The sequence below is a fragment of the Pseudomonas sp. DCB_AW genome (genome assembly GCF_026240895.1).
Taxonomy (GTDB): domain Bacteria; phylum Pseudomonadota; class Gammaproteobacteria; order Pseudomonadales; family Pseudomonadaceae; genus Aquipseudomonas; species Aquipseudomonas kermanshahensis.
Window position 1 is genome coordinate 109199 of record NZ_JAPFCE010000001.1, and the last position, 24036, is coordinate 133234.

Here is a 24036-nt window from a genome sequence, read left to right on the forward strand (position 1 = left end):
TAGTTGCCGCCCCCGGCGCCGCGCCGGTTGCCTTCCTGATAGTGCGCACCCGGACCGCCTGAATGACGGCCCGCGGGTATTTCTCACTGCAGCGCCTCCAGCAATGCGCCCATGGAGTGGTAAACGCCTTTTGCGCCTTCCGGCTCATAATCACCTCGTACCCGGTAGCGGGCATCAGCAGCCATAGCCACCACGAGGATCGGCAGGCCGCCGGCAAGCTCCAAAGTCAGCGACTCAACGTCTGCCGGATTCACTGCCAACCGTGTACGAGGAAGGATCATCACCAGGCTGGAACACCGGATCAGATCCCTATGCACAGTTGAAACGTGATCCCACGTGCCGGCCTCCTCGAAAACGTCGCCGTTGCGCATCCGAACCTCCAGAACTGGCGCATGGTTCACAGTGAAGATGAACACTGCACTGATCTGCTCAATGAACTCCTGAGTGGCCATGCCAACGCGGTAAGGCTGTCGTGCCGGATTGGTCATTTCGAATCCTCGCTTATGGTGGATACCGGAAGGCCGTCGAAGCCCGCGCGCCCTGCGACCTCGCAGAGAATCCATGAATCCGTTGATCTATCACCGGTCAAGCCGTGAACCGAGGCGAAACCCTTCTGATCAAGGTGTGCGTGCCACTTCTCCAGCGCCTCGCGCTTGCGGGCCATGACGTCGGACTGGATGTACACCTTCACGTTGTGGCCCATGGCGTGGTTGATCAGCAGCTCACCCACCAGGTGGTCAACACCGAGGTCAGCCCAACCGGTACGGGCCAGCTTGCGTAGGTCGTGGCTGGTCCACTCGCCCTGCCCCATGACCGAGAACACCGTAGAGGCCTTCGATTCGCTCATGGGCTTGCCCTGCCGCCCCGGGAACAGGAACTCGCCCTCGTAACCCTGCTTGAGCTGGATCTCGCGGCAGGCCATCAGCAGGAAGCGCACCTGGTCGGTCAGCGGCAGGCGGTGCTGCACGCCGGTCTTGGTGTGCTCGGCGGGAATGAACCACTCCCGTTCGGCCAGGCTGATGTGGCTCCAGCGGGCCATGCGGGTTTCGCCCAGCCGGGTGCCGTGGCACAGCATCATCAGGGCCAGCAGGCCATGCTGCGGGTTGTGGGCCAGGGTGCTTTTCATGCGCGCCATCAGGTCTTCGAGGTGCACGCCACGCAGCCTCGACGGCTTGACCGTGACCTTGGCCTTGGAGAAATCACGGAAGCGGATGCCGGCCATAGGGTTGGTGCTGATCAGGCCGAGTTTGGCGGCCTGCCGGAAGGCCAACGCGAGCAACTGAAAGACCAGGCGCACGTAGTCGATCGAAAGCGACTCTTGCAGCGGCCACATCAGCTCGCGGTCGAGCAGCGCTTTGTCGATCTGGGCCAGTGGCGTTTCGCCCAGGCGCGGCGTCAGGTGCTGCTTGATAGCCGACGCCGCCGTGCTCTTGCGCTTGGCCGAAAGGCTGCGGTCGCGGGACATGCGCTCAGCGAACCAGGCCAGCAGCTCGCCGGTGAGCACCCAGCTCGACAGGCTCGATCCCTCCCCCGCTTCCAGACGCAGCCGGATATCCGGCAGTGCAGCAGCCACCTTGGCAGCGCTCAGCTCAGGGTATGAGCCGATCAGGTTCCACTTGCCCTTGTGCACCAGGTACCACGATCCGCGCTCGCGGGAGCGGTGAAAGCGGAAATACAGGCCATGGTTGCCCAAGGCGCGCAGGTCGCGCACCTGGCCGGCGGCCTGCCGGCGAATCTCTGCATCACTGATTTTGACAGCGGCGGTATTGGTCATGCTGCAACCTCCGTTTTTGGCAGGGCCAGGTACGCCCTCAGGCACTCCATGGCGTCGAAATGCCCCTGACACACAACGGCCAGGTAGCCTTGGTCGTTCAGCCGGCGAATGCACGCTTGCTGGCTGGACGAGACAGGCGCCGGGTCAACGGTCGCCTTGAATTCGATGTACAAACCGAAGTACCCGCCGCGGGCCATGGTCAGCACCAGGTCGGGGATGCCGGCCTTCACGCCCTGAGCCTTGAGCTTCAGCGCCACGCCCTTGTGCCGGTGACCGCCGTTCGGGACGTGATAGATCAGCTCGAACACCTCGGGATAGCGCAGCTGGATCTCTTCGAGCAGGGCGGCCTGCTCCTGCCCTTCCCGGTCGACGGGCTTGGCGCGGGCCGGCTTGGCCTTGAACGATCGAAGGGCGGGTGCATTCATGCGATCAGCACTCCTTCGTGGAGCAGCAGCGCCTGGGTGCGCATGACGCCCTCGGCGTGGTACTGGCGGGCAGTTTCGCGATCCACGGCCTTGCTGCGCCCGTCACAGGCGTCGTGGCAAGCGCTGCAGCACCAGGCGCCCTGCAGGTCGTGCGGTTTCTTGCCGACGCCGCAGGTGCCGGCCAGCCGGTAATGCGCAAGGACGGTGGTCTCGGGATTACCGTTGCATACGCCGGGGATGCGCACTTGGCACCCCCGGCCACGGGCGGCCTTGGTCAGTTTTGTTTGGCGCACAAGATCGCCTCCTTGCAGGTTGATTTATCGGCGCCCCGCCAAGCGGGCACGCATGGCGGCTAGGGCAGAGTTTCCGACTTGCGGGGTGCTGCGTGCGGCAACCTCTGCGGGAAGGGCCAGTGGCATCTTCTGCAGCGGCTCCCCAGCCATCAGTCGACGAACCGCAATGCTGTAGTTGCGCTCGAACAGCTTCGAACTGGCGTCGGACGGCAGCTTGTTAAGGTTCTCGAAGCCGCACTCTCTGGCCGCGTGCCATACCGCGTCGTGACTCCACTTGCCCCTGCCAGCCATAGCAGGATGGGCATTGCGAGTTGCTTCGCGGAAAGCGGCGGCCAATGCTGGGAGGCCGAGCATTTCGGGCGACGGCTGGCACCACTGGATGAACTCACCGGGTGGCGGAATGAACGCTGCACCCGACTGGCGGCAGCGCATCAGCCCAAACTGCAACTGCTCGGGATTGCAGATGCCGGCCTCAAGAAAAGCGGTCAGCCATTGCTGTTTGGACGCGTCGTATGTGGCCTGGTCTGGCCAGGCCTGCTTCCAGGCGGTGCAGATCGATCGTAGATCGCGGAACAGATCGTTGATCACCTTCGCTGTCTTCCGGCTGAGTTCTGCCTTCACGTCATCGGGCAGCTCGTATCCAGCAGAGACGTGCTGGCCGGATTGAACCTTGGCCCACAGGCCATGAGTTACAACTGCGACTGGGTTCATTGGGCGCTCCCTTGCTCGATCCACGACGTATCACTGTCGTCGAGCTGCAGGCCACCAGGCCCCGCCCTCAGAGGAACGACCTTCGCTGCATTCGCAATGTCGCGCTTTCTCCAGCCCACCAGATCGGCGATCCACTGGCTCTCGGTTTTTGCCAGCCCCTTCGCGTCGTGATGGACGACAAAGCCCGAAATGGCCTTTTCCGAGAACTCCTCGATGGCCACCCCTGAGCGCTTGGAGTAAGCCTCAAGCTGAGCCTGGTCAGGAATCCATTCGAGGAACATCGCGAACGGTTCACGCGGAGAGTGTGTATTACTTCCCCTCCCTTCCCTTCCGGGGGTGAGGACTCGGTCACCGCTAGGCGAGCCTTCGCCGGCCCCTCGGAGAGTGCTCGGCGATGACTCAACGAATTCAGGGTGTTTTACCGTAGGCCTGTCGATCTTTTGGTGGTGCCATCCGTTGACGTGCAGGTACTGCTTCGATGCTGCCTCGTAGAGAGTAATCAGTCGGTTCGTTACCAGCTCAGTGAGCAGCCCTTCCACCGCAAGCGCAGTGATGTCGTCGCCAGGGAAAACGAGAGCCTTGATGGTCTTGGGGGACATGGGGTGGTTGCCTGCGTCGTCGCAGAAGTTCCAGATCCCGATGAACAGGAGTCGAGCCATCGCCGAGCACTCCATGACCTGCTCACTGGTCCAGAACTCAGGCTTGATAGTGCGAATACGAGCCATTACGAACGCCCTCCATGACTAACTGCCTGACGCGTCAGATTTGGCGAGATGCCGAAACATGACGTGGAATGCGCGGTGTTGCCTGCATCGTCTGTGCGGTGCATAATTCACCTCGATGTTGTTTCAAGAAGACCGCCCTGCCAGGCGGTTTTTTTTCGCCTGCGATTCCGGTACTGGATGGATTCGCAGGTGTTTCAGTCATCTACTGGCGCAACGCCAGCCTTGTCAGACTTAACGCACTCCTCAGCAGATGGATTTGCATCTGCCATGAGCACTCCGTCCGAGAGAATTTGGAGCTGGTACTGGCGAGAGATCGGCACGACCTCTCCCCACATAGTCACTGCGCTTGGCTGAATACCGAGCGCGTCGGCGAGCTTCTTCTTGCTGCCGAAATGGCTAGCGGCGTCACGCGTTTTCATTGCGCTTCCTCGATGGTGCGTCCGTGAATTTCAGCATGCTGAAGATCCATAGTCAACGACACCGTTCAGTGAACTGCATACTTAAATTCAGTTAACTTAAACTCAGCGCATGGAAAGACACGAGCGTATAGCCAAGGCCATTGCGGTCAGCGGCATGAAAAAGGGTGAAATTGCAGCCGCTTGCGGCGTCGCAAACTCAGCCGTAACTCAATGGATTTCAGGCGAAAGCAAAAGCCTCAGACCCGAGAACCTCTATGCCCTCGCGAAAGCGACTGGATTCCGAGCAGAGTGGCTTGCCATCGGCGAGGGTCCTGAGGTCGAGGAAAGCAACGTCGAAGCCATACCGCAACCCAAGATGTCGTTTCGGTACCCCGTGATCAGCTGGGTCGCCGCCGGTGCCTGGGCAGAAGCTGTCGAACCCTTCCCGCCTGGGTTCTCGGACAGGTACGAAGTTTCGGACTACGATTCGAAAGGCGTTGCATTCTGGCTTGAGGTCAAAGGTGACTCCATGACTTCGCCAGTAGGGACAAGCATCACCGAAGGCATGATGATCCTGGTAGATACCGAGGCAGACGCCATCTCTGGGAAGCTGGTCGTGGCAAAGCTAGCTGACAGCAATGAAGCTACTTTCAAGAAGCTGGTTGAAGATGGCGGAAGACGATTCCTCAAGCCGCTGAACCCTGCATATCCGGTTGAGATGTGCGCAGAAGGTTGTCGCATTGTTGGTGTAGTCGTTCGTGCGATGATGAAGCTATAGCCATCACCTCCCCCGAAAGCCCGGCCTTGAGCTGGGCTTTTTTTTGCCTTGCTGGACTCCATCTGTATCGATTTTTACAGGTAGCGCCGAATTACACATCTAGGGGCTTGAAAAATCTCCCTGCAAAGGATAACTGTATGCATATACAGTAAAAGGAGTTTTACAGATGTTGTCGCTCGCGTTCTCCCATTCGCCTTCTCGGTCGTATGAGCGCCTTGGATATCGAATCCAGCAGGCCATTGCATCGCCTCATGTGCAGAAGCGTCAGTTCATTGAGCTTACGCCGACGTCAGATGAGTGTTCAGCGGACTGGGCCAGGATCATCAATGACCTGGAGGAAACGACAGGCATTCGGGTCGAGCGACTGGAGTCAGGCGTGGTCAGGATTGGTTGGCGAGAATTCACTGAGATATGAAGACATTGGCCCGCCATGAGCGGGCCTTTTTTCGGGCGCTAATTTCAGTTTGCTTAAAATATTTATTCAGCATGCTTGACCTGTGTATTTCAGATTGCTTAAATTCACTCAACGCCGGGCCACACCGGCCGGCAGCTCCGGCAGCCACCGCTCTTTACACAACCAGACGTGACCACCTCGACGCACCCAGGCCATTACCTGGGTCGGGACAAGCTAAGTCGTCGACCACGCAGCCTCTGGATAGCTGCCGGACTCCCCCATGGGAGGACGCCAAACCATGCGAGCCACCTGATGCGTAGCCAGTAGCTGCAGCAGGCAGTGGTGGGGAAACCCGGCGACGAGCATGGAGCGGATCAAAAACCATAGGAGGAACCTGCCAATGAAGCATTAAGCCCAGCCGACAAAACGGGTCGGCAATCCGCGCATACGTGCCCTACTCAGCCGGCCAAAGGGCTGCACTCAAGCGCGGAGCAACATGATCCCCAACGACCACCGCCGTATTCAGATTGAAGGCGATGCGAGGGAAGCCCAAGGCCAACGCAATGAGCGCAGAGCTGCCATCTGAGGCGGTGACGCCAGACGATTCCCCGGTGCGCCTCAAGCGGGGCGCATCAGGGGGAATCCACTGGGAGAACGAGCGTGAACAAAGAAGAAATCTACGACGAGCAGATCAGCCCTCTGATGAAGCAGATCATCGCCATCTGCAAGGACAAGGGCATCGCAATGCAGGCCAGCTTCGACATCGCTCACGATGGCGAGGGTCCGAACGGTGAGGACTGCTCCAGCTTGGTCTGCTCAACCAACCTTCCCAATGGCGATGGGAAGTTCAATGAGCGTTTCACCAAAGCCAACGCGATTATTTGCCAGGGTCACAGATCGCAAAACTCTCCAGTGGTGCACCTCACCACCATGAGCGCCGACGGTTCCAAGACCCTGACGGCGATCATCTGAACAACCAGCGCTACGACAGCCTGTCGTTAACTGCCCGACCCACCTGGTTCCCCATCACCAGGCTGCATCGGTGTGTGATCTGAATGCGCAGGCTGATGTGCAAACCGCACCTCGTTTGGCAGCTACTGAGGCATATCGAGTTAGGCGCCAATGCCGGAGATCAGCGCCGGCCAGATCACACACCCGTGCGGATTCTAAGGCTCACCGCCGTGAGCCTTACGCATCATAAGAATTACCATCGTTAACCTTATTTAGACTGCATCGGTCGTGACGTTCGCCCTCCCCTGGTCCGGGAGGTTCGCGGCAGCGAGCGTCACGACCGATGCAGCCCCAATGGAAGTGAATTGCAATGGCAAAGTCATTCAAACAGATGATCAAGGATGGCGAGGTTCGGCGCGCCGACGCTATGAAGGTGCAGCTAGAAGACCTTCACGAAGAACCAGGCTTCAACCTTCGAACGGAAGGCGATGCCCTGGAGTCGAGCATCGATCTGCTAGCGGAGTTCATAGCCGGCGGCGGCCAAATTCCACCGCTAGAAGTCCGGCCACGGGCAGAAGGTGGTGTGTGGGTTGTCGATGGCCACCGTCGACGACGCGCGCTACTCAAGCTGGACAACGCGGGACGTTTGCCACGAACGCCGAGCAAAGCGAACCCGGCAATCTTGGAAGCGTGGATCCCAGTTAACTCGTTCGAAGGCAGCGATGCAGATCGCGTTGCGAGGATTATCACTAGTCAAGAGAACGAGAAGCTGTCTCCACTTGAGCTCGCTGAAGGTTACAAGCGGCTCAGGGCATTCGGCTGGACTCCTGAGCAGATTGCCAAGAAGGTCGGCAAGACCCGTCAGCATGTCGAGCAGGTGCTCACAGTGGGAAACGCGAACACCGATGTACAGAACCTGGTAGCCGCCGGCCACGTTTCAGCTACGACAGCTGCACAGGTTGTTCGGGAACATGGCGACGGCGCAGGGCAAGTACTGGGCGCTGAGCTGGAAAAGGCCCAGGCGAGCGGTAAAAAGCGAGTAACCGCCGGATCTATGAAGGGCCCATCCATACCGAAGCCCAGGCTTGAAGCAGTGCACACCGCGTCACGCAATTTAATTGCATCGCTGGACTCGATCGATGAGGACAGCCGCTCCCTTTCCATTCCCACTGCGCTTGTCCTGCAACTGCGCGAAGCCCTGGACGGCGCCAAACCGAGATAACAACTCATGGACACGATCACTTGCGGCTCATGGATTGGCCAGCTCGGCAAGGCGCTGGCTCCGCGTGAGCTCGAAGCATTGCTGTGGGTGGCCCAAGGCCTCACCACCAAAGAAATCGCCCGCCAGATGGCGGTCAGCCCAGGCACCGTGGCCAACCGAATCGAGGCCGCACTGTTCAAGCTGGAGGCCGGCCGCCGCATCGAGGCTGTCACCAAGGCCATGCGCCAACAGATCATCAGCCCGATCTGCATCGCCCTCGCCGGCCTCATCGCAATGCATGCGGTGATCAACGACAGCGACCCCATGCGCCGCGACCGCCGCGCGCCGGAGCGCCGCACCGCCCAAGTTCGAATCGTTCGCAAGGCCGAGGCCTTCGAGTATCACGCCTGACCCTACCGAGGATCACCCCATGCAGACAGCAATGCACCCTGCTTTTGAGCAGAAGCTTGCCGTGCTCGCGGCCTTGCTCGAGCGCAGTAAGTCAGTGAGGGCCGAGGCGCACGCCAAGGTCAACCAGCCCGCACCGCGGTACCAGGCATCGGGCAAGGACGGTAAATGGGATGTGGTGGAGATCTCCACTGGCGCCGTTCAGGGCTACGCCTTCACCTATCGGGCCGTCATGCGCTTTGTTAACGCGATGGAGGCAGGTGCGGCGAGCAAGGGAGGCGGACTTCAATGATCGGCAGCCCAAATCAAGACCAGCGCAGTGCAGTGCTAGCCCAGCTCAATGCGAGCATCGACAGCTTCTTTCTCGACGGCGGCCAGGTGCAAAGCCTGCCGACCAAAGGCTATGTGCCGCGGCGCGCGCACCGTGATCTTGAGCCGGCACGAGCGCAAGCCGATCCGCTGGATACCCGCTCTGAAAGACGCCGGATGCGCATTGAAGAGGTCCGTGAGCTGGCGAAGCGCATGACTTATGCCGAAGCCGCTGCATACACCGGCCTGTCATTGAGCTGCCTGAGCCGTTACGCCTTGGACGGCCAATTCAAATTCAAGACAGATCCAAGACGCGGCAAGGGCAACCTGGGCAAGAAGCTCAGCGACCCGGCGGCCGACAGGGACAAAGCGGATCAGATCATCGCCTACCGCAATCTCTGCATGACCAGATATCAGGTGGGGCGGCTGATGAAGATCTCCGAAAAGCAGCTAAAGCGGCTGCTGCGTGAGTTCGAGATCAACTTCCCGACCACCGCCGAAAAGCGAGAAGCCAACACAGCATGAAACGCATCACCGCGCGCGTCCGGCACGGCCGGCGCCAGCAGCACATCAATCTGCCGCCCAGCGGGCTCGCAAAAGATCGAGGAGACGCGACGCATGAGAGTCGACCTTCCGGGCCAATTCGACCTACCTATCCAGGTTGCCCATCAATCGCCGCCAGACCCCACCGGTAGCAAGGAAGAACTGGCCGTGCGCATCGCCAAGGCACTGGCCAAGTACGAAGCGCGGCCTTCTTCAGCGCTCTGGATCGAGATTCAGGCCTGCGCGCGCGCAATCCTCAAGTAACCAACATGCCGCATCTGGCCCAGGTCTGGGTGTGCAATAGCCCAAGGGCGGGCTCAGCTGATGGCCTCAAGAAACACCCAGGTCGCCCCTAAAGTAAGCATCAGCACAGCAGCCACAACGAAGATCATGTAACGGCAATCGTCATCAGTCATAACCGCGCTCCCCCAAATTTCTCAATGTTTAAGGGTTCGAGCAATTCCCATTCCAACACCATGCCGCATCCGGCCACGGAGGGCGGCGCATGCATGGAGAAAGCCATGAACGACGAACAACGCCACCAAGAGTGGATCGCTCAACGCAAGGCCGAAGAAGCCAAGCGCCGCGAGCGGGCCGCCGAGTGCCTGAAGGATCACGAATTCACCGTCCTGGCTGACACCGATCAGCTGAAGGCATGGCGCTGCAAGGCTCCGCGCTCCACCTGCTACGCCTTCGACATCCTGATCACCCAATTCGGCATCGCCACGATCGGTGATATCGACGGCCTGACCTTCAACGTCGGCCTTTCCTACGGTATCGAGTTCCTGGCCGGTGACGACATCGGCTACTACATCCATTCGAAGCTCGAAGAGCACTGCCGCGAGCGTGAATTTGATGAGCAAGCCTTCCGCGCGGCACTGGTGACTGGCGTATGCAACCAGGTCTGCGAGCAGATCGACGAGGATCAGTACAGCGCCCTTCCCGAGTGGATGCGCAACGACGGCGGGCGCCACGAGGCCGGCCGCTGGGACGAGCTCCGGAAGCTGGTTAAAGAGCATCTCGCAGCCATTGAATCTGGCGGGGATGGCCGCGACTTCTGGGACTCGCTGAATGACCGCCTGAGCGAGGCCGACGACATCAGCTACGTCGAGCAAGCCAGCATGTTCATGGGCGAGCACCACGAAGAGCTTGGCCTGGGCTGCGACTACTGGGAGATCACCATCGACAAGCCGCGCGACAGCCTGATCAACCGGCTGTACCTGATCAACCACGCCGCTAAGGCAATCGTCGCCCAGCAGGGCGAGGTCAAAGCCGCCTGACCCTTCGGCGCTGCCCGCCAGCGCCTCAGGAGCCTTCGCTTTTCACCTGGCAAATCCCGTTGGCCCGATTCTTCCCGGTATACGAGACATCAGGCGAGCCGTCCGGGTTGATCGACAATGAGATTGTCACCCCACTGCCTTTGGCTTCGAAGTAGTTCTCGTTGAACTTCTTCAGCTTGCCTTCCTTGCCATTGATGTAAATCGGGCCGCCCTTGTCGGCGTGTACCTCGATGTTGCCTGGGCACGTGGCATTCACCAGCGGAATACCAGCCTGGACCGCGCCCGACACCGCCAGCAAAGCACCAATCATTAGTCGCTTCATCTAACGCTCCTTGAGTGGATTGACCGAGATCGAAGCAATAGCCCAATTCGGCGCTGCCCGCCAGCGCCTTCCCCTATTCAACGGCAGGGTTGGCGCCCAGGCCTTTTCGGTAGCGGGCAATCGCAATGATCTGGCGTAGGCAGATAACCATGTCCTTCTCGAGGTGGTCATCCGGCAGGCCGATCTTTTTCAGCATTGCCTGAGCTTCTTCCTCGATCGAGGCAAGGGCCTCGGTATCGCTTTTCAGTGTCATGGCGACCTCCATCAGGTCGAGTCGACCATGAATTGATAGCTCAGCAGAACAATGCGCGCCACTGCGGCGCCTTCCCCTATTCAACGATAACGCCTCCCCGGCGAGGGCGGCGCCTGCATGGAGCATCCATGACCAAGTTCTACTACCAGATCAAGGGGCGCCGCCCGGCAACAAGCGCATATGGCGAGGCTGAGTGGGCTTGGCCGCCAGTGTTCAGCGGAATGGTCGAGGCGACAGACCGCAAGGCGGCGAAGGCTATGGTCGAGGAGCAATACGAACGCCAGTTTCCATCGCGCGTGCTGCGCAAGGACATGGACGCGCACGAGTATCTGCTGCACATCCAGCCGATCGACGAGAACGACAGCTACCTGCTGGGTCGCTTCGAAAACAGGCCTTGCAAGGAGTGCGGCACCGTTTTCAAGCTAATCGACAAGTACAACGACCCGCACACCGAAACGAAAAGCCACGACTACTGCACCGAGAAGTGCCAGGCGGCCGCTAAGTTCCGCGACCTTTCCGAGTTCCGCATGGCCAGTGAGGGTCGGTCTCCGCCGGTGATTTACCAGGTACGGCAGAAGTCCAGCGGCCGCGTTTACGTGGGCCAGACGACCCAGCCATTCACGCTGCGATGGTGGCAGCACCTGAGCAACCCAACCAGCTGTAAGTTCCACGCGGCCCTGGGCGGCTCAGACATAACCGACTGGGAGTTTTCCGTCATCGAGGTGATCGCTTACCCGGATGATTGCAAAAACCGGGCAGCCTACATCACTCAGCGGGAAAGCCACTGGATAGAGGTCCTCGCGGCGGTAGAGATCGGGTTCAACACCGTTCGTCCTACCGGCGCTGTCGATCAAGCTCAGGTGCCGCTGCCTCTCATGGACCTAGCCTGACCCTGCGGTGCTGCCCGAGAGCTACCCTGCACACTACCTTTTCATCCGGATCCGCTTCAGCTCAGCGCGCTCTTGAAATTGAACCCAGTCGACCTTAATCATCGCTGATAGCTGCTTCAAATTATCATAAGTATGGGGTTTCGAATCCGCAGTCGGCGTCGCAGCCATGTATTTCTCAACTTCGTGATGAATTTTATAGATCGAGCCCATCAGGCCGCTGTAGTACACAACAAGCTTATAGTCGGAGAGCTCGTGCACCAGAATCGCTTTGGCTGCCTCCAAAGAGGTCCTCAACGATTCACTCAGATACTTATCCCAAACCGAGCGAAACTCTAAATCAGCAACCTCATTGTATGCAAAGCTGGAAACCGACTGTGCGCTTTCGACCGCATTTTTAATGACAGCACAGTAGGCGTCGAAACGATCTATAGCATTTCGTTTTGCAAGCCTGCTTTGGCGCCTGTTTTGCCCACTGCTGATTGCAAAAGCACCAAAAATCGCACCAATCGAGCCAACTGCCTGCACCCAAGACGCAAGACCCGGATGATGTTCAACCCAAAACAAAACGCCTTCCCAGCTCACTCATATCCCCTTTAGTTCATCACTGCGTCGGGCACTCATACCCGACTTCACCAACTTACGCCACCCCGGCGAGGGCGGCGCCTGCACGCAAGGACCACAATATGACCGAACAGCAGCAAGACGAGAGCAAGCTCGAGCGGGTCATCCGCAAGATCAAGCGCTGTCTGGCCCTATCCAAAAGCTCGAACGAGAACGAGGCGGCCACGGCAATGCGGCAAGCCCAGGCTCTGATGCGCGAGTATCGCCTCACCGAGCTCGATGTCCGCCTGAGCGATGTGGATGAGGTCCAGTCGGAGAAGTCCAGGGCGCACCGCCGGCCAACCTGGGATCGGCACCTAAGCGCAATTGTGGCCCGAGTGTTTAGCTGCCGACCACTCTCGTATCGCCACTGGTGCGGAACCTCCGGGCGCATGGTTGAGCGCGCCTTGTTTGTCGGTGTCACGCCAGCACCCCAGATTGCGATGTACGCCTACGAAGCCTTGCTTGCCAAACTGACTCAGGCCCGTCTTGACTATGTGTCTCGTGTCCGATCCGGCAAGAGCCGCAGCACCTACTCGCCAGAGACAGCCGGCGACCATTTCGCAATCGCTTGGGTTTCAGCGGTGCACGGCAAGATCCATGAGCTGGTTCCCCGCGGCGAGGAAGATCTGGCTATAGAACAGCACTCCAAGGGGAGTGGCCTGGTGGCAGTAGAAAGCCGGGACAACGCACTGATTGAGCAGTATCTGGCCGGTAAGGAGATCGGCAAGCCTCGCAAGGCCCGCGCCGTTGAGCTTGATATGGCGGCGCAGATCGCTGGGATGCTCGCCGGGCAGCTCGTCGAGATCAACCCGGGCCTGGCTAATGGTGGCGAAGCCCAGCGCCAACTTGCAAGCGCATAAAGAGGAACCATGCCCATAGAAAACCGATCCAGCAACACCAAAATCGTTTATTTCTTGCCGCCGGTTAGCAGCCCAAGGAAAACACCCAAACATAACTTTGCCGCATCAAAAAACCAAACGCTAGACTTAACCACTTCAGCCCCTCCAAGACACAAAGTTGCCACACCCGCAATAGCGAAAACAAGCATAACGCAAACCACAACTACAGCAATCCAATTGTCGGCAAGTTTGATTGAAAGATATTCAGAAACACTTGGCTGCGCCCCACTACCAGGTGCGATCGCCGCGCGAGACTGCGCATAAGTTTTCCAGTCATTCATTTTAATACCCCCAGCCGACAGGGCACTCATAGAATGAATAGACCATTAAGTAAGTTGGGGCCCCAGAGTTTCTTTCGATGTGAAAAACGAGTTGTAAATCTGTGCCTTGGAAGGCAACAACACTTAGCGGAACACCCATACCACTAGGACCGTTCCTTGTGCAATTATGGAAATTTACTACTACTTTATTATCTTCAATTTCACCCACTTCAGTTGTTGCCGGGCTTTTATCCGACCCATCCACTAGGCGAAATTCAACGGTTAGTGGCGCATCAATGTCTGGCACACTCACTTCAAATAGTAACGAATGACCCTCATCACCAATAACAACACCATTGGCTATAAGCTTCCTTCCATTTGTACTGCCAGTACAACTAACCGAAAACATTCCAATATCCTTTGATAAAAAAACGGATTTGACCACAATGGCCATCATTTTGCCAGCTCAGCAATCCCTTTAGCGGTGGCCAGAGAAGCCCGGCCGCTGCACCAGCTGCGATAACTGCAAAGGCTTCAACACTGGGCACGACAGCAGCCAGCAGAAGCCATACAGCATCCGCTGTGACAACTGCAACAAGGAAGCCCGAGCGGCTGATTACGCAGGCCTGGCCAAGGCCTGGAACGCGGTCAATCAAGGCGAATGATCGAAGGAGTACATCCGTACTCTTTCCGCTGTAACCCCTCTCCCCTCTATTTCGAGCAGGCCGCAATCTTGTCCGTTGCAGCCAGGCCTTCGGTGGCAATCCGGCGTGCACGCCCTACACCCCAGGCCAATGCCCTGGTCATCGATTCGCCTGGGCGGGAGTCGAAAGCTTCCTCGTGGAGCGCAGCACCAGAGGCCGCATAGACGCCGATGAACATCTGCGTGTTGCCCGTGCGAGACAGCCGCACCTGCACATCGATAAACGTGCCGTCATCGAGAGTTTCGTCGTGGTCCCGGTGGTGCAGGGTTGGGTCCGACCACTGCCAATAAACGTCGCCGCGCATGCGCATGCCGCCTCCTAGGACTGATGTCTTTTTGTTTAGGGCCAAAGACCACCATAGCGAAGCGGTACCAGTGCACAACCGGTAAAGGCCGAACTGTGAGCTGAATCGGACCACCGGCCCAATAACCTCTACAAAATCAATATTTTGTACAACTAACTGCCGCGATATGGCGGCCCAGGCGAAGCTATGTCTCAAGTGAAGGAACGCCCGATGCTGTTCAACGGGCCGATGGCCAGCGCTGTGCTGGATGGCCGCAAGACGGTTACCCGCCGCGTGGTCAGCGCAAAGTCACTCAAGGAAATTGGCTACGGCGTTCAGTTAGGCGAATGCCATGAGCTGCCGGCAGATGGCAATCTGCACCCGAACAGCGCCGGCTACTACGCCGACCTTTGCCCTTATGGCCAGCCAGGCGACCTGCTGTGGGGGCGCGAGGCGTGGGCGACTGACTCCCAGCTAGACGGGATAGCGCCACGCGAACTGAGCCGGGGCGAGCCTATTCGGTATCTAGCCGATGGAGCTGTACGCGCAACCGGCAGTTGGATGATTGCGCCAGGCCGAACAGGCCCCAGCATCCACATGCCACGCTGGGCAAGCCGCATCCTGCTGGAAATTACCTCAGTCCGCATCGAGCTTTTGCAGCACATCGCCATGGGGCAGATCTGCAAAGAAGGCCTGGCCCGCTCAATGTACGAGTTCAAGCCCGTCACCCAGGCCTTTGATGCTTTCGCTGAGCTGTGGAGCTCCACAGGCGGGGATTGGGACGCCAATCCCTGGGTCTGGGTCGTCGAGTTCAAGAGGATTCAGCCATGACCCGCCTCGCCCTCTGCCTCCTGCTGCTGGCCACCCTGGCCGGCTGCATCGAGCAACCAGGCCATCTGGAAGTGAAGGAAGACACGACGCGCGCGGTCACTTGCTGGCAGTCGGATAGCGGCATGGCCTGCCTGCCCAACTGGATGCTCAAGAAGCCTGAGCCAGAACGGTGCATGACGCATGACCTCAAGTCCGAGGCCTGCCGCAAGCTCTTCAGGGAGAACGCCGGCAACCAGCGCCAGCTCTCCCCGCACGAAACCCAACCCGAACCTACACCCGCTCTGGCGCCTGGGCGCTGGATTGATGAGAGGTATCAGCTGTGAAAGAAGACGACATCATCAAGCTGTCGGCTAAGGCCATGGGTTTTGACCTGGAGTACCGGCGCGGCAGTGACTCCTTCTACTACGACGACCCCGAGACAGGCCGGGAGGTTTGGCTGCCGATGCAGGATGACCGGCAGACGATGCTCATCATCGCAAAGCTCAGGATGGACATCTGCTGCTTGCACCACCTCGCTCGAGCAACAGCCCATGTGCCGTATGTCGGCTTTAAGCAAAGTGAGGTATCGCATGCAAACGAACCCGGAGCCCGGATGAACGCGCTGCGCTTGGCAGTGGCAACAGTGGCTGCCAAGTTTGGCCAGGGCATGCTCGTCGGCGGGACAGATGAGCGAGTTCTGGGGCACTTGATTGGCATTGAGGGCTCAACTGCCCACGCCATGCGCGGCGCCATCCGCGAATCTCGTGAAGAGATCAGCAAGGCATGTCAGCGACTGAAGCGAAAGGGTCTGGTGACCAACAAGGGGCCATTCTGGCAGGCGGTGCAGTCATGACCGACCTGATCGAAGTGAGGGTATCCAACCTTTCCGGTGAGGCGCTGGGCTGGGCAGTCGGCAAGGCCGAAGGTCTGGATGTGTACTTGGAGCCGCCCGGGTACAACGGCATTCCTTGGCGGGTGTTCGCCCTGTACCAGGGCCAGGCCATCGAGCACGCCAAACGCTTCAACCCTTGGGAAGACTGGGCGGTAGGCGGGCCGCTGATCGACAAACACCACATTCAAACAAGTTTCAATGGAAGCGGCTTCAGTCGTAGCCCGACCGGCGAGTACTGGTGCGCGTATGTGTGCAAGCCAAGCGGCCAGCAGGAACTCCCAAGCGGCGGCGGACCTAACGCGTTAACTGCCGCTTGCCGGGCAATAGCGCAGGCAAAGCTCGGCGATACCGTCCAGGTGCCCAAGGAGCTGATGCCATGATCGCCCTCGCCTACATGGCCTACCTGATCTACAGGGGGCCGAGATGACAGCCGAAGTTTTCCAGTTCCCCACCACCCGCCGATTGCACAACAACCAGGTTGCGGCCAACCAAGCCGAGCGCAAGAGGCTGGCCGATTGGTTTCGGGCCATCGCCCAGCACATCGAGGGTAACGAGGTCGAGCACGAACCGCTCGCAGCCATGATCGTGCTCAGCAGTGCCGCTGGCGACGAAGTTCTGCATGTGGGCTATGCGGCGGATGCCGTATGCATCCGTCAGGCCGGCAGCGCCGCTTCCCGCTGGTCGGGGCTCTCGTATCAGCGTCGTGGCGGCAACTTCTTCGACCGCATCAAGTAACCCCTCCCCCTACTACTCAAGCCCGCCGACATGCGCGGGCGAGGATGACCTATGTCCGCAACAGAACGCTTCCACCACACCGCGAACGACTGCCTGGAGCGCCTAGCCGCCGACCTCTGGCCTGATGCCAAGTTGGCTCTGGTGATCTACACCGCCGGCAAGCCGGAGCTCGACATTGTCCTCAAGGACAGCGGCCTGAACGTCGACGAGGTCGTGAGCACCCTGCGGCGGCGCGGTGGACTCGGCCTGGATGGCGAGAACATCTACAAGCGCTTGCTCTGTGACGCAATCCTCGGAGCCATGGTTTTCGGCAAGCAGAACAGCAACCCTCCGCCTGCTGGGCATTGGGGTCAGGAGTTCTGGGACATCGGCCGAGCCGAGGGAGCCCTGCAGGAAGAGCTGGTGCACGCGCTGCGCCTAGTTCGCAAAGAGCTGGATTCCTGCCAGCGAGTGATTCACTACGCCGGCGGCTTCAATCCGGCCTACATCAACGACGCCCAGGCCGCTATCAAAGTGGCTGACGCCGTGCTCGAGAAGATCCCCGCCTGACCACCAACCTGCCGCCACCGGCGGCGTGGAGACCATTATGCAAAACGAAGATCGTCAGCCGGTGGCCTATGTATCCGACAAGGTCCCTGAGGAGAAAATGGCCGAGCTGGTCGGAACGACCAAGCGAGCCTTGGAAGGCAAGCGAAGCCGCGGCGTGATCCCCGAGGGGGTCTGGAAGAAGATCGACGGCCGGATTTTTTACAGCATCAGGAGATACGAAGCGTGGCTGGAAGGAAGCTGGGGCTACCCACTGGAGTTGAACTCATCGGTAAATCCATCCGGATCCGTTTTACTTGGAACGGTGAGCGTCGGTCCGAAACTCTCGCGTATCCCCAAACCGCCAAGGGGATCAAAGCGGCAGCCGATTTACGCGCTCAAGTAATCAGCCTTGCCAAACACGGGGTGCTGGACGAGAAGCGGTATGCCGAGCTATTCCCCACGTCCAGTTATCTCGCGCATGTGAATGAAATCATGTTCGGCGAGTACGCCCAGACCTGGCTAAATAGCCTGGAAGTGGTGCACGACACCCGCGTCAACTACAAGGGGTTGATGAACAACTATTGGATGCCCCATCTGGCAACGCTGCCGATCAAGGCTGTCACACCGATGGTGCTGAGGGAGGTGGTCGCAAAGACCCAGTGGAAGAGTTCGACAGTCAAACGCGCCGCTATCGCCAGAGTCAAGGCGATGTTCCGAGCAGCGGTGTATGACGAGGTGGTAGACAGAAACCCGGCTGCTGCGATCCAACTGCCTCAGAAAAACAAGAAGCAGGTGGATCCGTTCACGGTGGAAGAAGCTGATGCTCTGATCGCGTGGATGTATGCGAACTTCTCCCGATGCAACCAGGTATTCGCCGCGTTCTATGAGTTTGCCTTCTACACTGGCATGCGTACTGGAGAGGTCATGGCGCTGCGCTGGGACGAGATTGATTTCAACAAGAGGACGGCACACATCTGCCGGATCGTGGTGGAAAAGCAAGTGGTCGAACGTACAAAGACGAAGTACACCCGGACCGTGATGCTCAACAGTCGAGCTTTGGGCGCCCTGGCTAAGGCAAAGGAGATCGCACACTATCGATCCAGACAGAAGCGCCGAGTCTCTACAGAGTCATCCTACGTATTTCAGCCTTCCGGCTCATCGCCGTACATGAAGGGCACCGATACCCCCGGGGTACACTTTAATGAGGCTATCGCGGCATTGAAGATTCCTGCGCGCCCTCAGTACAACTGCAGGCACACATATGCCACGATGTGCCTCATGTCTGGGATGAACCCTGCGTTCATCGCGGGGCAGCTTGGGCACTCGGTCCAGGTGCTGTTGACGACGTACGCGAAGTGGCTGAATTCAGCCAACGATTGGTCCGAATTGGCCAAGCTTGAACAGCAGGTAATTGGTACAGAATTGGTACAGGATTAAATTTCGTTCACGTTACGCCCTTTAGTCATAAGGCATTCGACACGGTTTAGGCCATACTCCACAATGCAGCGGTTTTTTGGGGGAAAACCCTTGCACAGCCAACGACATACCAACTTTTAGTGAGCCTCAACGTGAAAACATCCCTGTCCATCCTCAGCCTGCTGCTGTTGCTCACAGGTACCGCGACCCTTCCGTCGACTGCTGCTGCACAACCCCCGGCCCAGGTGCAACGTGACCCGGCCAAATTGCACTTGGCTTCGGGCAGCGCATTGCTGATCGACCTGAACACCAATCAGGAACTGTATGCCAGCCACGCCGACCGCGTGGTGCCCATTGCCTCGGTGACCAAACTGATGACGGCGATGGTGGTGCTGGACGCCAAGCTGCCCATGGATGAAATGCTCACCATGACCATCGCCAACAACCCGGAGATGAAGGGTGTGTATTCGCGGGTGCGCCTGGGCAGCCAGCTGAACCGCCGCGAGACCTTGCTGATTACCCTGATGTCGTCGGAAAACCGCGCGGCCAACAGCCTGGCCAACCACTACCCCGGCGGCTACCCGGCGTTCATCAAGGCCATGAACGCCAAGGCCCGCAGCCTGGGCATGGCGCACACCCGCTATGTCGAGCCGACTGGCCTGTCGACGCAGAACGTGTCCAGCGCCCGCGACCTGTCCAAGCTGTTGATGGCGTCGCGCAAGTACCCGATGCTGAGCGAACTGTCGACGACCCGCGAGAAGACCGTGGCCTTCCGGGCGCCCAACTACACCTTGGGCTTCCGTAATACCGACCATCTGGTGAACAAGAGCAACTGGGACATCAAGCTGACCAAGACCGGCTTCACCAACGAGGCTGGCCACTGCCTGGTGTTGTTGACCCGCATGGACAACCGCCCGGTGGCCATGGTGATCCTCGATGCCTTCGGCAAGTACACCCACTTTGCCGATGCCAGCCGCATGCGCCAGTGGCTGGAAACCGGTGCAGCCAAGCCTGCGCCAGCAGTGGCAATGCAGTACAAGGCTGACCGGGTGAAGGGGCGCTTGGCGGCCGAGTAAGCCAGGCGCGTTGCTATTGGCGTACGACCTGGGGGCTAGCTCGCTTGCACGATGATCTGGCTCTGCAGGTCCTTGACCATCGCCTCGAGCGTCGGCTTCATGGCGGCAAAATCCTCGGGTGAACACACCACGTTCGGGCGGCTGAACTTGAAGTGCCGCTCGATCACCACCGCATTCCCCTCCTGAGCGTAACGCGCGCTGTATTCCACATTGGCGTCTTGCAGACGCACCTGCTTGGGGATTGCCAGCACGCTGACCTCCGGTGGGAATTCGAAGCGCGATGTTTCCACGGTGTCGTTGGAAATGCACACGAAGTGCTGGCTGCGTTCCTTTTCCATGGCGAAGCTGTAGACGTTCTGCGAGATGCCCCCTGCCAGGCTGCTCAAGGCCACCACCCCCACCGGCCCGGGCAAGTTGACGAGGTTTTCCGTGCGCCCATCGACGGTGCTGACAAACTCGCCACTGGCGCTCGGCGGGCGTACCTCGAACGTGCCGCTGCCGCGCTGCCCATAGGCGCCGAGCACTTTTTCGACGAGCAGTTCACGGTCGGCCGGCTTCATCGATTTAACCCCGTAGCGGCTGACCTCGCTGGCCCAGCCTTGCACGGTGGCAACGTTGGTGAAGTCCGCCGCTCCCTTGCCGTTGACCTTGAACTTCAGTTCGCTGGACACCTTGTTGAGCTGGATGGCCGGGGTACGCCCGAACTCGCCTGTGGCAGTCAGCAGCACGCGCTTGTTCAAGGTGCCCAGCGGCAGGTAGCCTGCGGCAATCGAAGGGTCGGTGGAGTCCAAATACAGGTCCAGGCTCGGCACGTAGGTGATCACGTGGTTCAACACCCCCAGCGCAGGGACCTTGGGGAACACATAAGCATTGCCCAGGTTGATCAAGGCCGGCGTGCTTTTGATACCCGCCGCCGTCAGCAGCGCTTCAAGCAGTGCCACATGGTCCTTGCAATCACCGTAGCGGTTGTCCAGCACGGTCTGCGCGGCATGTGGCACCACCCCACCGGCACCGACATACACGGCGACATAGCGAATGTTCTCACGTACCCAGTCGCTGAGCGTCAGCGCCTTTTCCCGTGCGGTAGGCAAATGGGCCGTCAGGCGGTGCGCCAACTCGGTGATCGGTGCCGTGACCTCGACCTTGGCCCGTGCCTGGTAGGCCTCGGCGAACTGTTTGAAATCGGTGAAGGTCGAGACGGCCAGATAGTGCCCGTAGTCCAGGTAGGACACCGCACTGGCTTCGATCCGCGCCCGGTCCGCCGGTACGTAATCCCAGCGGTAGACCTTGCGCCCGGGTGCAGCCGCTGGCATCGACGCCTTGAAGCTGCGCGCGTCCGCTTGCAGGGGCATGTCCTCGGGCATGTCGTAGGTCAGAGTGAACTCCCCGACCGGGTGGAATTCCGGCACGGTGATGTCTTCGAACTGCCCCGGGAACAGCGGCGTGACACGGTTGCGCTGGTAATGCAGAACCAGGCGATCCCCCACCGCGACCTCAGGGAAGATGATCACCTTATTGACGCTGTCCTGAAACATCGGCGCCTGCACAGACGCCTGCTCTTGCTGTTCCTTGATGTGCGCGGCATCCACCCGCACTTTGCGCCCATCGGGCTTTTGCGTGTAGGCCTCGATCACTTCCAAGGTTTCCAGCGAGCGGTTGAAGCTCACCGGCTGCTGGGCGCGGGCCTTGATGGCGCGCTCGTCATTGATCAGCAAGACGCTGTCGACGTCCAGGCGGTGGCTGCCATCCTTCTGCACGACAAAGGTCTGCTCGACCTTTTCCAAGGTCACGGAGCGGTCAGTGCCATCGGTGAAGGCTTGCGCCGAGCCACACCAGCTCATTGCAAGCGGCAGCAGCACAGCGACAAGGTAAGACTGTTTCAGCATGGAGATCCTTCTCAATCCAGGTGTATCGAGGCCGTCATTAATCGACAATGATACTCATTGGCGTAGAAAGATAGCAAAATGATTGCACTTCCTGTGCTCACATCGCCAGCGCGGCCAACACCTCGGCAGACGTCGTCACCTGGCGGAAGTGGTGTTTCCACAGGTCGATGCCGATCTTCCCGGACCTGTCCAGCGACGACCCTACCGTCATGTCGGTCACCAGGGTTGGCGTGAGCCCCGCATCGAACAACGCAAAGCCTGCAGCCAGCACGCAGGTTTCGGTTTGCATGCCGCACACCAGCACCCGCTCCACGCCCAGTTGCTTGATGTATTCGAGGGTTTCGACGGTCTGCCCGTAGCCATGCTTGACGAACACCTGGTCCGCTTCGATCAGGCTCTCGTCCTCGGCTGCCGGGTGCCAGCCCAATTGACGCTGGAACGGCGTGGCCTGCTCATCGTGCAGTTCGACCGAGGCGATGGTCGGGATATTCGCCGACAACCGCCGCAAACCGTCGACCAGCCATTCGGGCGGGCTGAAGGTGGATTGAACATCGACGATGAGCAAAACCTGGCGCATAAGGGTCTCCGGCCATGGGCAAAAAGCGCCGAGTATAACGTGGTGCTAGCACTGCGGTTTGCTGAAAACAGTGCCTGCATGACCCGCATCGAGGCTACCGCCGATGCAATGCTAAGGTCTGATACTTCTAGCCATCCCCGCGATCCACGCAGCTTCCATCTTTGCCCCAACCACCTCGAATTCAGGATGGTGGTTTCGGTACTCGGAAATCTCCGCCAGTGCAGAGTTCATCCCTGTATGCACTCTACCGAGCAATTCGTTGCAGCGGGCTTCTGTGAAATTGCAGGTGCTACGCCCGAACTGAACCAGCATCTTGCGCTTCGGCCACGCCTTGGACCCTCCCAGCAACAGCCCCATGATGTCATTGGCTTTGTACACGGTTGTCGTCACTAGGTCGTAAACCGGTGCGAGCCAGATGTCGGCGTCTTCAGCGCAGTTTTCATAGAGCAAACCAAAATTCTTCAAATGCGCGTCGCCGTTCTGAATACCCGCAGAAAGCGCCACCATGATGAAAAAGTCCTCCAGCGCCTTGGTCACTCGGCTAGGCGTGACGTAGGACTTGATCAGCTGTGCGCAGCCCTGGTAGCTGCCGTCATACTTCTTTCTTGTCCCCCAGCCGGATAGCACGCACATGTCCTCGAAGCCGAGGTAGTTGCTATCGCCGATGTCGAACCGCTTAACAACCAGGAACCTTGCATGCTGACTGAGTTGAAACTCAGGGACCTCTAGACCGCAATAGAATGCTGCCCGCATACAAAAAAACTCATTCGCCGCCAGTTGCGGGAAGTCAGATTCGTTGAACGCCTTGACTATGTGCGTGGCACCACGATGCGTGAGCCGCTCAACCTCGACCTCGGCATCGCCAATGTCACGTACCAATACCTTAGGTTGTACACCTGACACCCCGGAGTACGACGCGTAAGTTCTCATCAGATCATCAAACAGATCCTTTGCCCCATCATGAATCAATAACGAGGCGAGCTTGACCCCCGGCAGCGGCTCGCCATTTACTTGATGGGCGATGCTGATACGGCCCAACTGGTGCGGACCAACGATACCGAGCAAGGCGAAGTCGTCAAAACCGCGTACTGACTTGCTGAAACGCCGCACGAGTTCGTCTCTGAGGTATCCCTCAGGGATGTGCATTTCGAACAGTGGATGGATTCCGTATTCCCAGGTATAGCTCTCAAGACGTACTGGCATGGTCAGCGAGACTGCTTGCTCCTGAGCGACCGCCCCGTTATAGGAGAAGATCGAATCGCGCGTATTGGCCTCGCTGCGCCCGAGCGTGCCGACGGCCACACCGCTGGCACCAATATACAAACGATCAGCGACCATGATCATGGACACTTGCGGATTTTAGTTCGTCGAGCGTCATGCGTCGACGCTTGGGTATAGCCGTCAGCTCATACCCCAATCCCTCCAGGATCGCTGCAACCTTGCGAATCCCGACCTCCGCAATCGTATTGTTTTCAATCCCCGAGATGGTCGCGCGGCTCATGCCGTGCCGTAGAGCAAGCTGCGCTTGGGAAAGGCCTGCCTCTTTACGCAATTTTTTGATCAGAAGCCCTAGGTCGCCCATATCGCCACGCATCATATACAGTGCATTAATTGAAGAATCCGATAAATGCATCGTATTTGATTCAAAAAACGCTGTATAGCGTTTTATAGATCAAATCGGATGAGTGCTCGCAGCTTACTCGTCTTCGCCG

37 protein-coding genes are annotated in these 24036 nt (G+C 59.0%); 20 read left to right on the forward strand and 17 right to left on the reverse strand.

Translation table 11 applies throughout. From position 1 onward, the window contains the following. Positions 1 to 83: 83 nt before the first annotated feature. The 7 genes from OO306_RS00515 to OO306_RS00545 all read right to left on the reverse strand — a co-directional run bounded on the left by OO306_RS00515 (position 84) and on the right by OO306_RS00545 (position 4347). Complete coding sequence (locus OO306_RS00515; RefSeq protein ID WP_265967369.1) at positions 84 to 488, reverse strand: hypothetical protein; 405 nt, start codon at positions 486 to 488, stop codon at positions 84 to 86. Then, positions 485 to 1774, reverse strand: coding sequence for a site-specific integrase (locus OO306_RS00520; protein ID WP_259139758.1), 1290 nt, complete (start codon positions 1772 to 1774; stop codon positions 485 to 487). Before OO306_RS00520 ends, OO306_RS00515 begins: the two co-directional genes overlap by 4 nt. After that, entirely contained in the window at positions 1771 to 2199 is a 429-nt protein-coding gene (locus OO306_RS00525) for a VRR-NUC domain-containing protein (RefSeq protein WP_259139760.1), read from the reverse strand. Before OO306_RS00525 ends, OO306_RS00520 begins: the two co-directional genes overlap by 4 nt. After that, positions 2196 to 2492: a DUF1364 domain-containing protein gene (locus OO306_RS00530; RefSeq protein ID WP_259139762.1), complete on the reverse strand. Its 297-nt coding sequence runs from the start codon at positions 2490 to 2492 to the stop codon at positions 2196 to 2198. The genes OO306_RS00525 and OO306_RS00530 overlap by 4 nt, the downstream gene beginning before the upstream one ends. A gap of 24 nt (positions 2493 to 2516) precedes the next feature. After that, positions 2517 to 3203, reverse strand: a complete 687-nt coding sequence (locus OO306_RS00535; protein WP_259139763.1) for a replication protein P — start codon at positions 3201 to 3203, stop codon at positions 2517 to 2519. Further along, positions 3200 to 3928 (reverse strand): DnaT-like ssDNA-binding domain-containing protein, encoded by a 729-nt coding sequence (locus OO306_RS00540; RefSeq protein ID WP_265967370.1) that lies wholly within the window; start codon positions 3926 to 3928, stop codon positions 3200 to 3202. The genes OO306_RS00535 and OO306_RS00540 overlap by 4 nt, the downstream gene beginning before the upstream one ends. 194 nt (positions 3929 to 4122) lie before the next feature. After that, positions 4123 to 4347: a Cro/CI family transcriptional regulator gene (locus OO306_RS00545; protein WP_265967371.1), complete on the reverse strand. Its 225-nt coding sequence runs from the start codon at positions 4345 to 4347 to the stop codon at positions 4123 to 4125. Between the two features lie 109 nt (positions 4348 to 4456). On the opposite strand from OO306_RS00545, the gene OO306_RS00550 reads away from it, so the two are divergent. From OO306_RS00550 to OO306_RS00590, 9 genes are all read left to right on the forward strand, one after another. Next, positions 4457 to 5104: a LexA family transcriptional regulator gene (locus OO306_RS00550; protein WP_259139767.1), complete on the forward strand. Its 648-nt coding sequence runs from the start codon at positions 4457 to 4459 to the stop codon at positions 5102 to 5104. Between the two features lie 166 nt (positions 5105 to 5270). Continuing rightward, complete coding sequence (locus tag OO306_RS00555) at positions 5271 to 5519, forward strand: DUF1654 domain-containing protein (protein WP_259139768.1); 249 nt, start codon at positions 5271 to 5273, stop codon at positions 5517 to 5519. A gap of 639 nt (positions 5520 to 6158) precedes the next feature. Continuing rightward, positions 6159 to 6470 carry a hypothetical protein gene (locus OO306_RS00560; RefSeq protein WP_265967372.1) on the forward strand — a complete coding sequence of 104 codons (312 nt, stop codon included), beginning with the start codon at positions 6159 to 6161 and terminating at the stop codon, positions 6468 to 6470. 349 nt (positions 6471 to 6819) lie between these two features. Next, a complete protein-coding gene (locus OO306_RS00565; RefSeq protein WP_265967373.1) occupies positions 6820 to 7671 on the forward strand; it encodes a ParB N-terminal domain-containing protein in 852 nt (283 codons plus the stop codon). A 6-nt stretch (positions 7672 to 7677) separates the two neighbouring features. Beyond that, entirely contained in the window at positions 7678 to 8061 is a 384-nt protein-coding gene (locus tag OO306_RS00570) for a response regulator transcription factor (RefSeq protein ID WP_265967374.1), read from the forward strand. A gap of 19 nt (positions 8062 to 8080) precedes the next feature. Next, a complete protein-coding gene (locus OO306_RS00575; RefSeq protein WP_085273453.1) occupies positions 8081 to 8350 on the forward strand; it encodes a hypothetical protein in 270 nt (89 codons plus the stop codon). After that, complete coding sequence (locus OO306_RS00580; protein WP_265967375.1) at positions 8347 to 8892, forward strand: hypothetical protein; 546 nt, start codon at positions 8347 to 8349, stop codon at positions 8890 to 8892. Before OO306_RS00575 ends, OO306_RS00580 begins: the two co-directional genes overlap by 4 nt. A 93-nt stretch (positions 8893 to 8985) precedes the next feature. After that, positions 8986 to 9174, forward strand: a complete 189-nt coding sequence (locus tag OO306_RS00585) for a hypothetical protein (protein ID WP_186678569.1) — start codon at positions 8986 to 8988, stop codon at positions 9172 to 9174. A 257-nt stretch (positions 9175 to 9431) separates the two neighbouring features. Further along, positions 9432 to 10190 (forward strand): hypothetical protein, encoded by a 759-nt coding sequence (locus OO306_RS00590; protein WP_265967376.1) that lies wholly within the window; start codon positions 9432 to 9434, stop codon positions 10188 to 10190. Positions 10191 to 10215: 25 nt separating this feature from the next. Here OO306_RS00590 and OO306_RS00595 read toward each other — a convergent pair whose 3' ends face one another. Continuing rightward, positions 10216 to 10512: a hypothetical protein gene (locus tag OO306_RS00595; RefSeq protein ID WP_265967377.1), complete on the reverse strand. Its 297-nt coding sequence runs from the start codon at positions 10510 to 10512 to the stop codon at positions 10216 to 10218. A 73-nt stretch (positions 10513 to 10585) separates the two neighbouring features. After that, positions 10586 to 10765, reverse strand: a complete 180-nt coding sequence (locus OO306_RS00600) for a hypothetical protein (protein ID WP_265967378.1) — start codon at positions 10763 to 10765, stop codon at positions 10586 to 10588. Positions 10766 to 10893: 128 nt separating this feature from the next. Here OO306_RS00600 and OO306_RS00605 point away from each other — a divergent pair, with 128 nt between their 5' ends. Then, a complete protein-coding gene (locus OO306_RS00605) occupies positions 10894 to 11655 on the forward strand; it encodes a GIY-YIG nuclease family protein (RefSeq protein ID WP_265967379.1) in 762 nt (253 codons plus the stop codon). A gap of 33 nt (positions 11656 to 11688) precedes the next feature. Here OO306_RS00605 and OO306_RS00610 read toward each other — a convergent pair whose 3' ends face one another. Next, positions 11689 to 12237, reverse strand: coding sequence for a hypothetical protein (locus tag OO306_RS00610; RefSeq protein WP_265967380.1), 549 nt, complete (start codon positions 12235 to 12237; stop codon positions 11689 to 11691). Between the two features lie 101 nt (positions 12238 to 12338). Here OO306_RS00610 and OO306_RS00615 point away from each other — a divergent pair, with 101 nt between their 5' ends. Beyond that, entirely contained in the window at positions 12339 to 13118 is a 780-nt protein-coding gene (locus tag OO306_RS00615; protein WP_265967381.1) for a DUF2786 domain-containing protein, read from the forward strand. Between the two features lie 47 nt (positions 13119 to 13165). Here the strand turns inward: OO306_RS00615 and OO306_RS00620 are convergent, their stop codons facing one another. From OO306_RS00620 to OO306_RS00630, 3 genes are all read right to left on the reverse strand, one after another. Then, positions 13166 to 13438 (reverse strand): hypothetical protein, encoded by a 273-nt coding sequence (locus OO306_RS00620; protein WP_265967382.1) that lies wholly within the window; start codon positions 13436 to 13438, stop codon positions 13166 to 13168. Between the two features lies 1 nt (position 13439). Then, a complete protein-coding gene (locus OO306_RS00625; RefSeq protein ID WP_265967383.1) occupies positions 13440 to 13874 on the reverse strand; it encodes a DUF6864 domain-containing function in 435 nt (144 codons plus the stop codon). 254 nt (positions 13875 to 14128) lie between these two features. Beyond that, complete coding sequence (locus OO306_RS00630; RefSeq protein WP_265967384.1) at positions 14129 to 14431, reverse strand: hypothetical protein; 303 nt, start codon at positions 14429 to 14431, stop codon at positions 14129 to 14131. A gap of 204 nt (positions 14432 to 14635) precedes the next feature. On the opposite strand from OO306_RS00630, the gene OO306_RS00635 reads away from it, so the two are divergent. The 9 genes from OO306_RS00635 to pbpG all read left to right on the forward strand — a co-directional run bounded on the left by OO306_RS00635 (position 14636) and on the right by pbpG (position 19861). After that, on the forward strand, positions 14636 to 15235 hold the full coding sequence (locus tag OO306_RS00635; protein ID WP_265967385.1) for a hypothetical protein: 600 nt from the start codon (positions 14636 to 14638) through the stop codon (positions 15233 to 15235). Continuing rightward, entirely contained in the window at positions 15232 to 15558 is a 327-nt protein-coding gene (locus tag OO306_RS00640; protein ID WP_099453626.1) for a hypothetical protein, read from the forward strand. The genes OO306_RS00635 and OO306_RS00640 overlap by 4 nt, the downstream gene beginning before the upstream one ends. Beyond that, a complete protein-coding gene (locus tag OO306_RS00645; protein ID WP_265967386.1) occupies positions 15555 to 16067 on the forward strand; it encodes a hypothetical protein in 513 nt (170 codons plus the stop codon). Before OO306_RS00640 ends, OO306_RS00645 begins: the two co-directional genes overlap by 4 nt. Further along, the gene (locus OO306_RS00650; protein ID WP_265967387.1) at positions 16064 to 16486 is read left to right on the forward strand and encodes a phage protein NinX family protein; all 423 of its coding nucleotides are present in this window, start codon (positions 16064 to 16066) and stop codon (positions 16484 to 16486) included. The genes OO306_RS00645 and OO306_RS00650 overlap by 4 nt, the downstream gene beginning before the upstream one ends. A 43-nt stretch (positions 16487 to 16529) precedes the next feature. Next, positions 16530 to 16841: a hypothetical protein gene (locus OO306_RS00655; protein WP_265967388.1), complete on the forward strand. Its 312-nt coding sequence runs from the start codon at positions 16530 to 16532 to the stop codon at positions 16839 to 16841. A gap of 51 nt (positions 16842 to 16892) precedes the next feature. Then, positions 16893 to 17390 carry a hypothetical protein gene (locus OO306_RS00660; RefSeq protein ID WP_265967389.1) on the forward strand — a complete coding sequence of 166 codons (498 nt, stop codon included), beginning with the start codon at positions 16893 to 16895 and terminating at the stop codon, positions 17388 to 17390. A gap of 37 nt (positions 17391 to 17427) precedes the next feature. Then, positions 17428 to 17772: a hypothetical protein gene (locus tag OO306_RS00665; RefSeq protein ID WP_265967390.1), complete on the forward strand. Its 345-nt coding sequence runs from the start codon at positions 17428 to 17430 to the stop codon at positions 17770 to 17772. Continuing rightward, on the forward strand, positions 17673 to 18806 hold the full coding sequence (locus OO306_RS00670) for a tyrosine-type recombinase/integrase (RefSeq protein WP_323055819.1): 1134 nt from the start codon (positions 17673 to 17675) through the stop codon (positions 18804 to 18806). The genes OO306_RS00665 and OO306_RS00670 overlap by 100 nt, the downstream gene beginning before the upstream one ends. A gap of 131 nt (positions 18807 to 18937) precedes the next feature. After that, on the forward strand, positions 18938 to 19861 hold the full coding sequence (gene pbpG / locus OO306_RS00675) for a D-alanyl-D-alanine endopeptidase (RefSeq protein ID WP_027593731.1): 924 nt from the start codon (positions 18938 to 18940) through the stop codon (positions 19859 to 19861). Between the two features lie 35 nt (positions 19862 to 19896). On the opposite strand, the gene OO306_RS00680 is transcribed toward pbpG, so the two are convergent. From OO306_RS00680 to OO306_RS00695, 4 genes are all read right to left on the reverse strand, one after another. Then, positions 19897 to 21747, reverse strand: coding sequence for a DUF3857 domain-containing transglutaminase family protein (locus OO306_RS00680; RefSeq protein ID WP_265967391.1), 1851 nt, complete (start codon positions 21745 to 21747; stop codon positions 19897 to 19899). Between the two features lie 97 nt (positions 21748 to 21844). After that, entirely contained in the window at positions 21845 to 22324 is a 480-nt protein-coding gene (locus OO306_RS00685; RefSeq protein WP_265967392.1) for an isochorismatase family cysteine hydrolase, read from the reverse strand. 111 nt (positions 22325 to 22435) lie between these two features. Next, positions 22436 to 23668, reverse strand: coding sequence for a type II toxin-antitoxin system HipA family toxin (locus tag OO306_RS00690; RefSeq protein WP_265967393.1), 1233 nt, complete (start codon positions 23666 to 23668; stop codon positions 22436 to 22438). After that, the gene (locus OO306_RS00695) at positions 23652 to 23906 is read right to left on the reverse strand and encodes a helix-turn-helix domain-containing protein (RefSeq protein WP_027593735.1); all 255 of its coding nucleotides are present in this window, start codon (positions 23904 to 23906) and stop codon (positions 23652 to 23654) included. Before OO306_RS00695 ends, OO306_RS00690 begins: the two co-directional genes overlap by 17 nt. Positions 23907 to 24036: the final 130 nt, after the last annotated feature.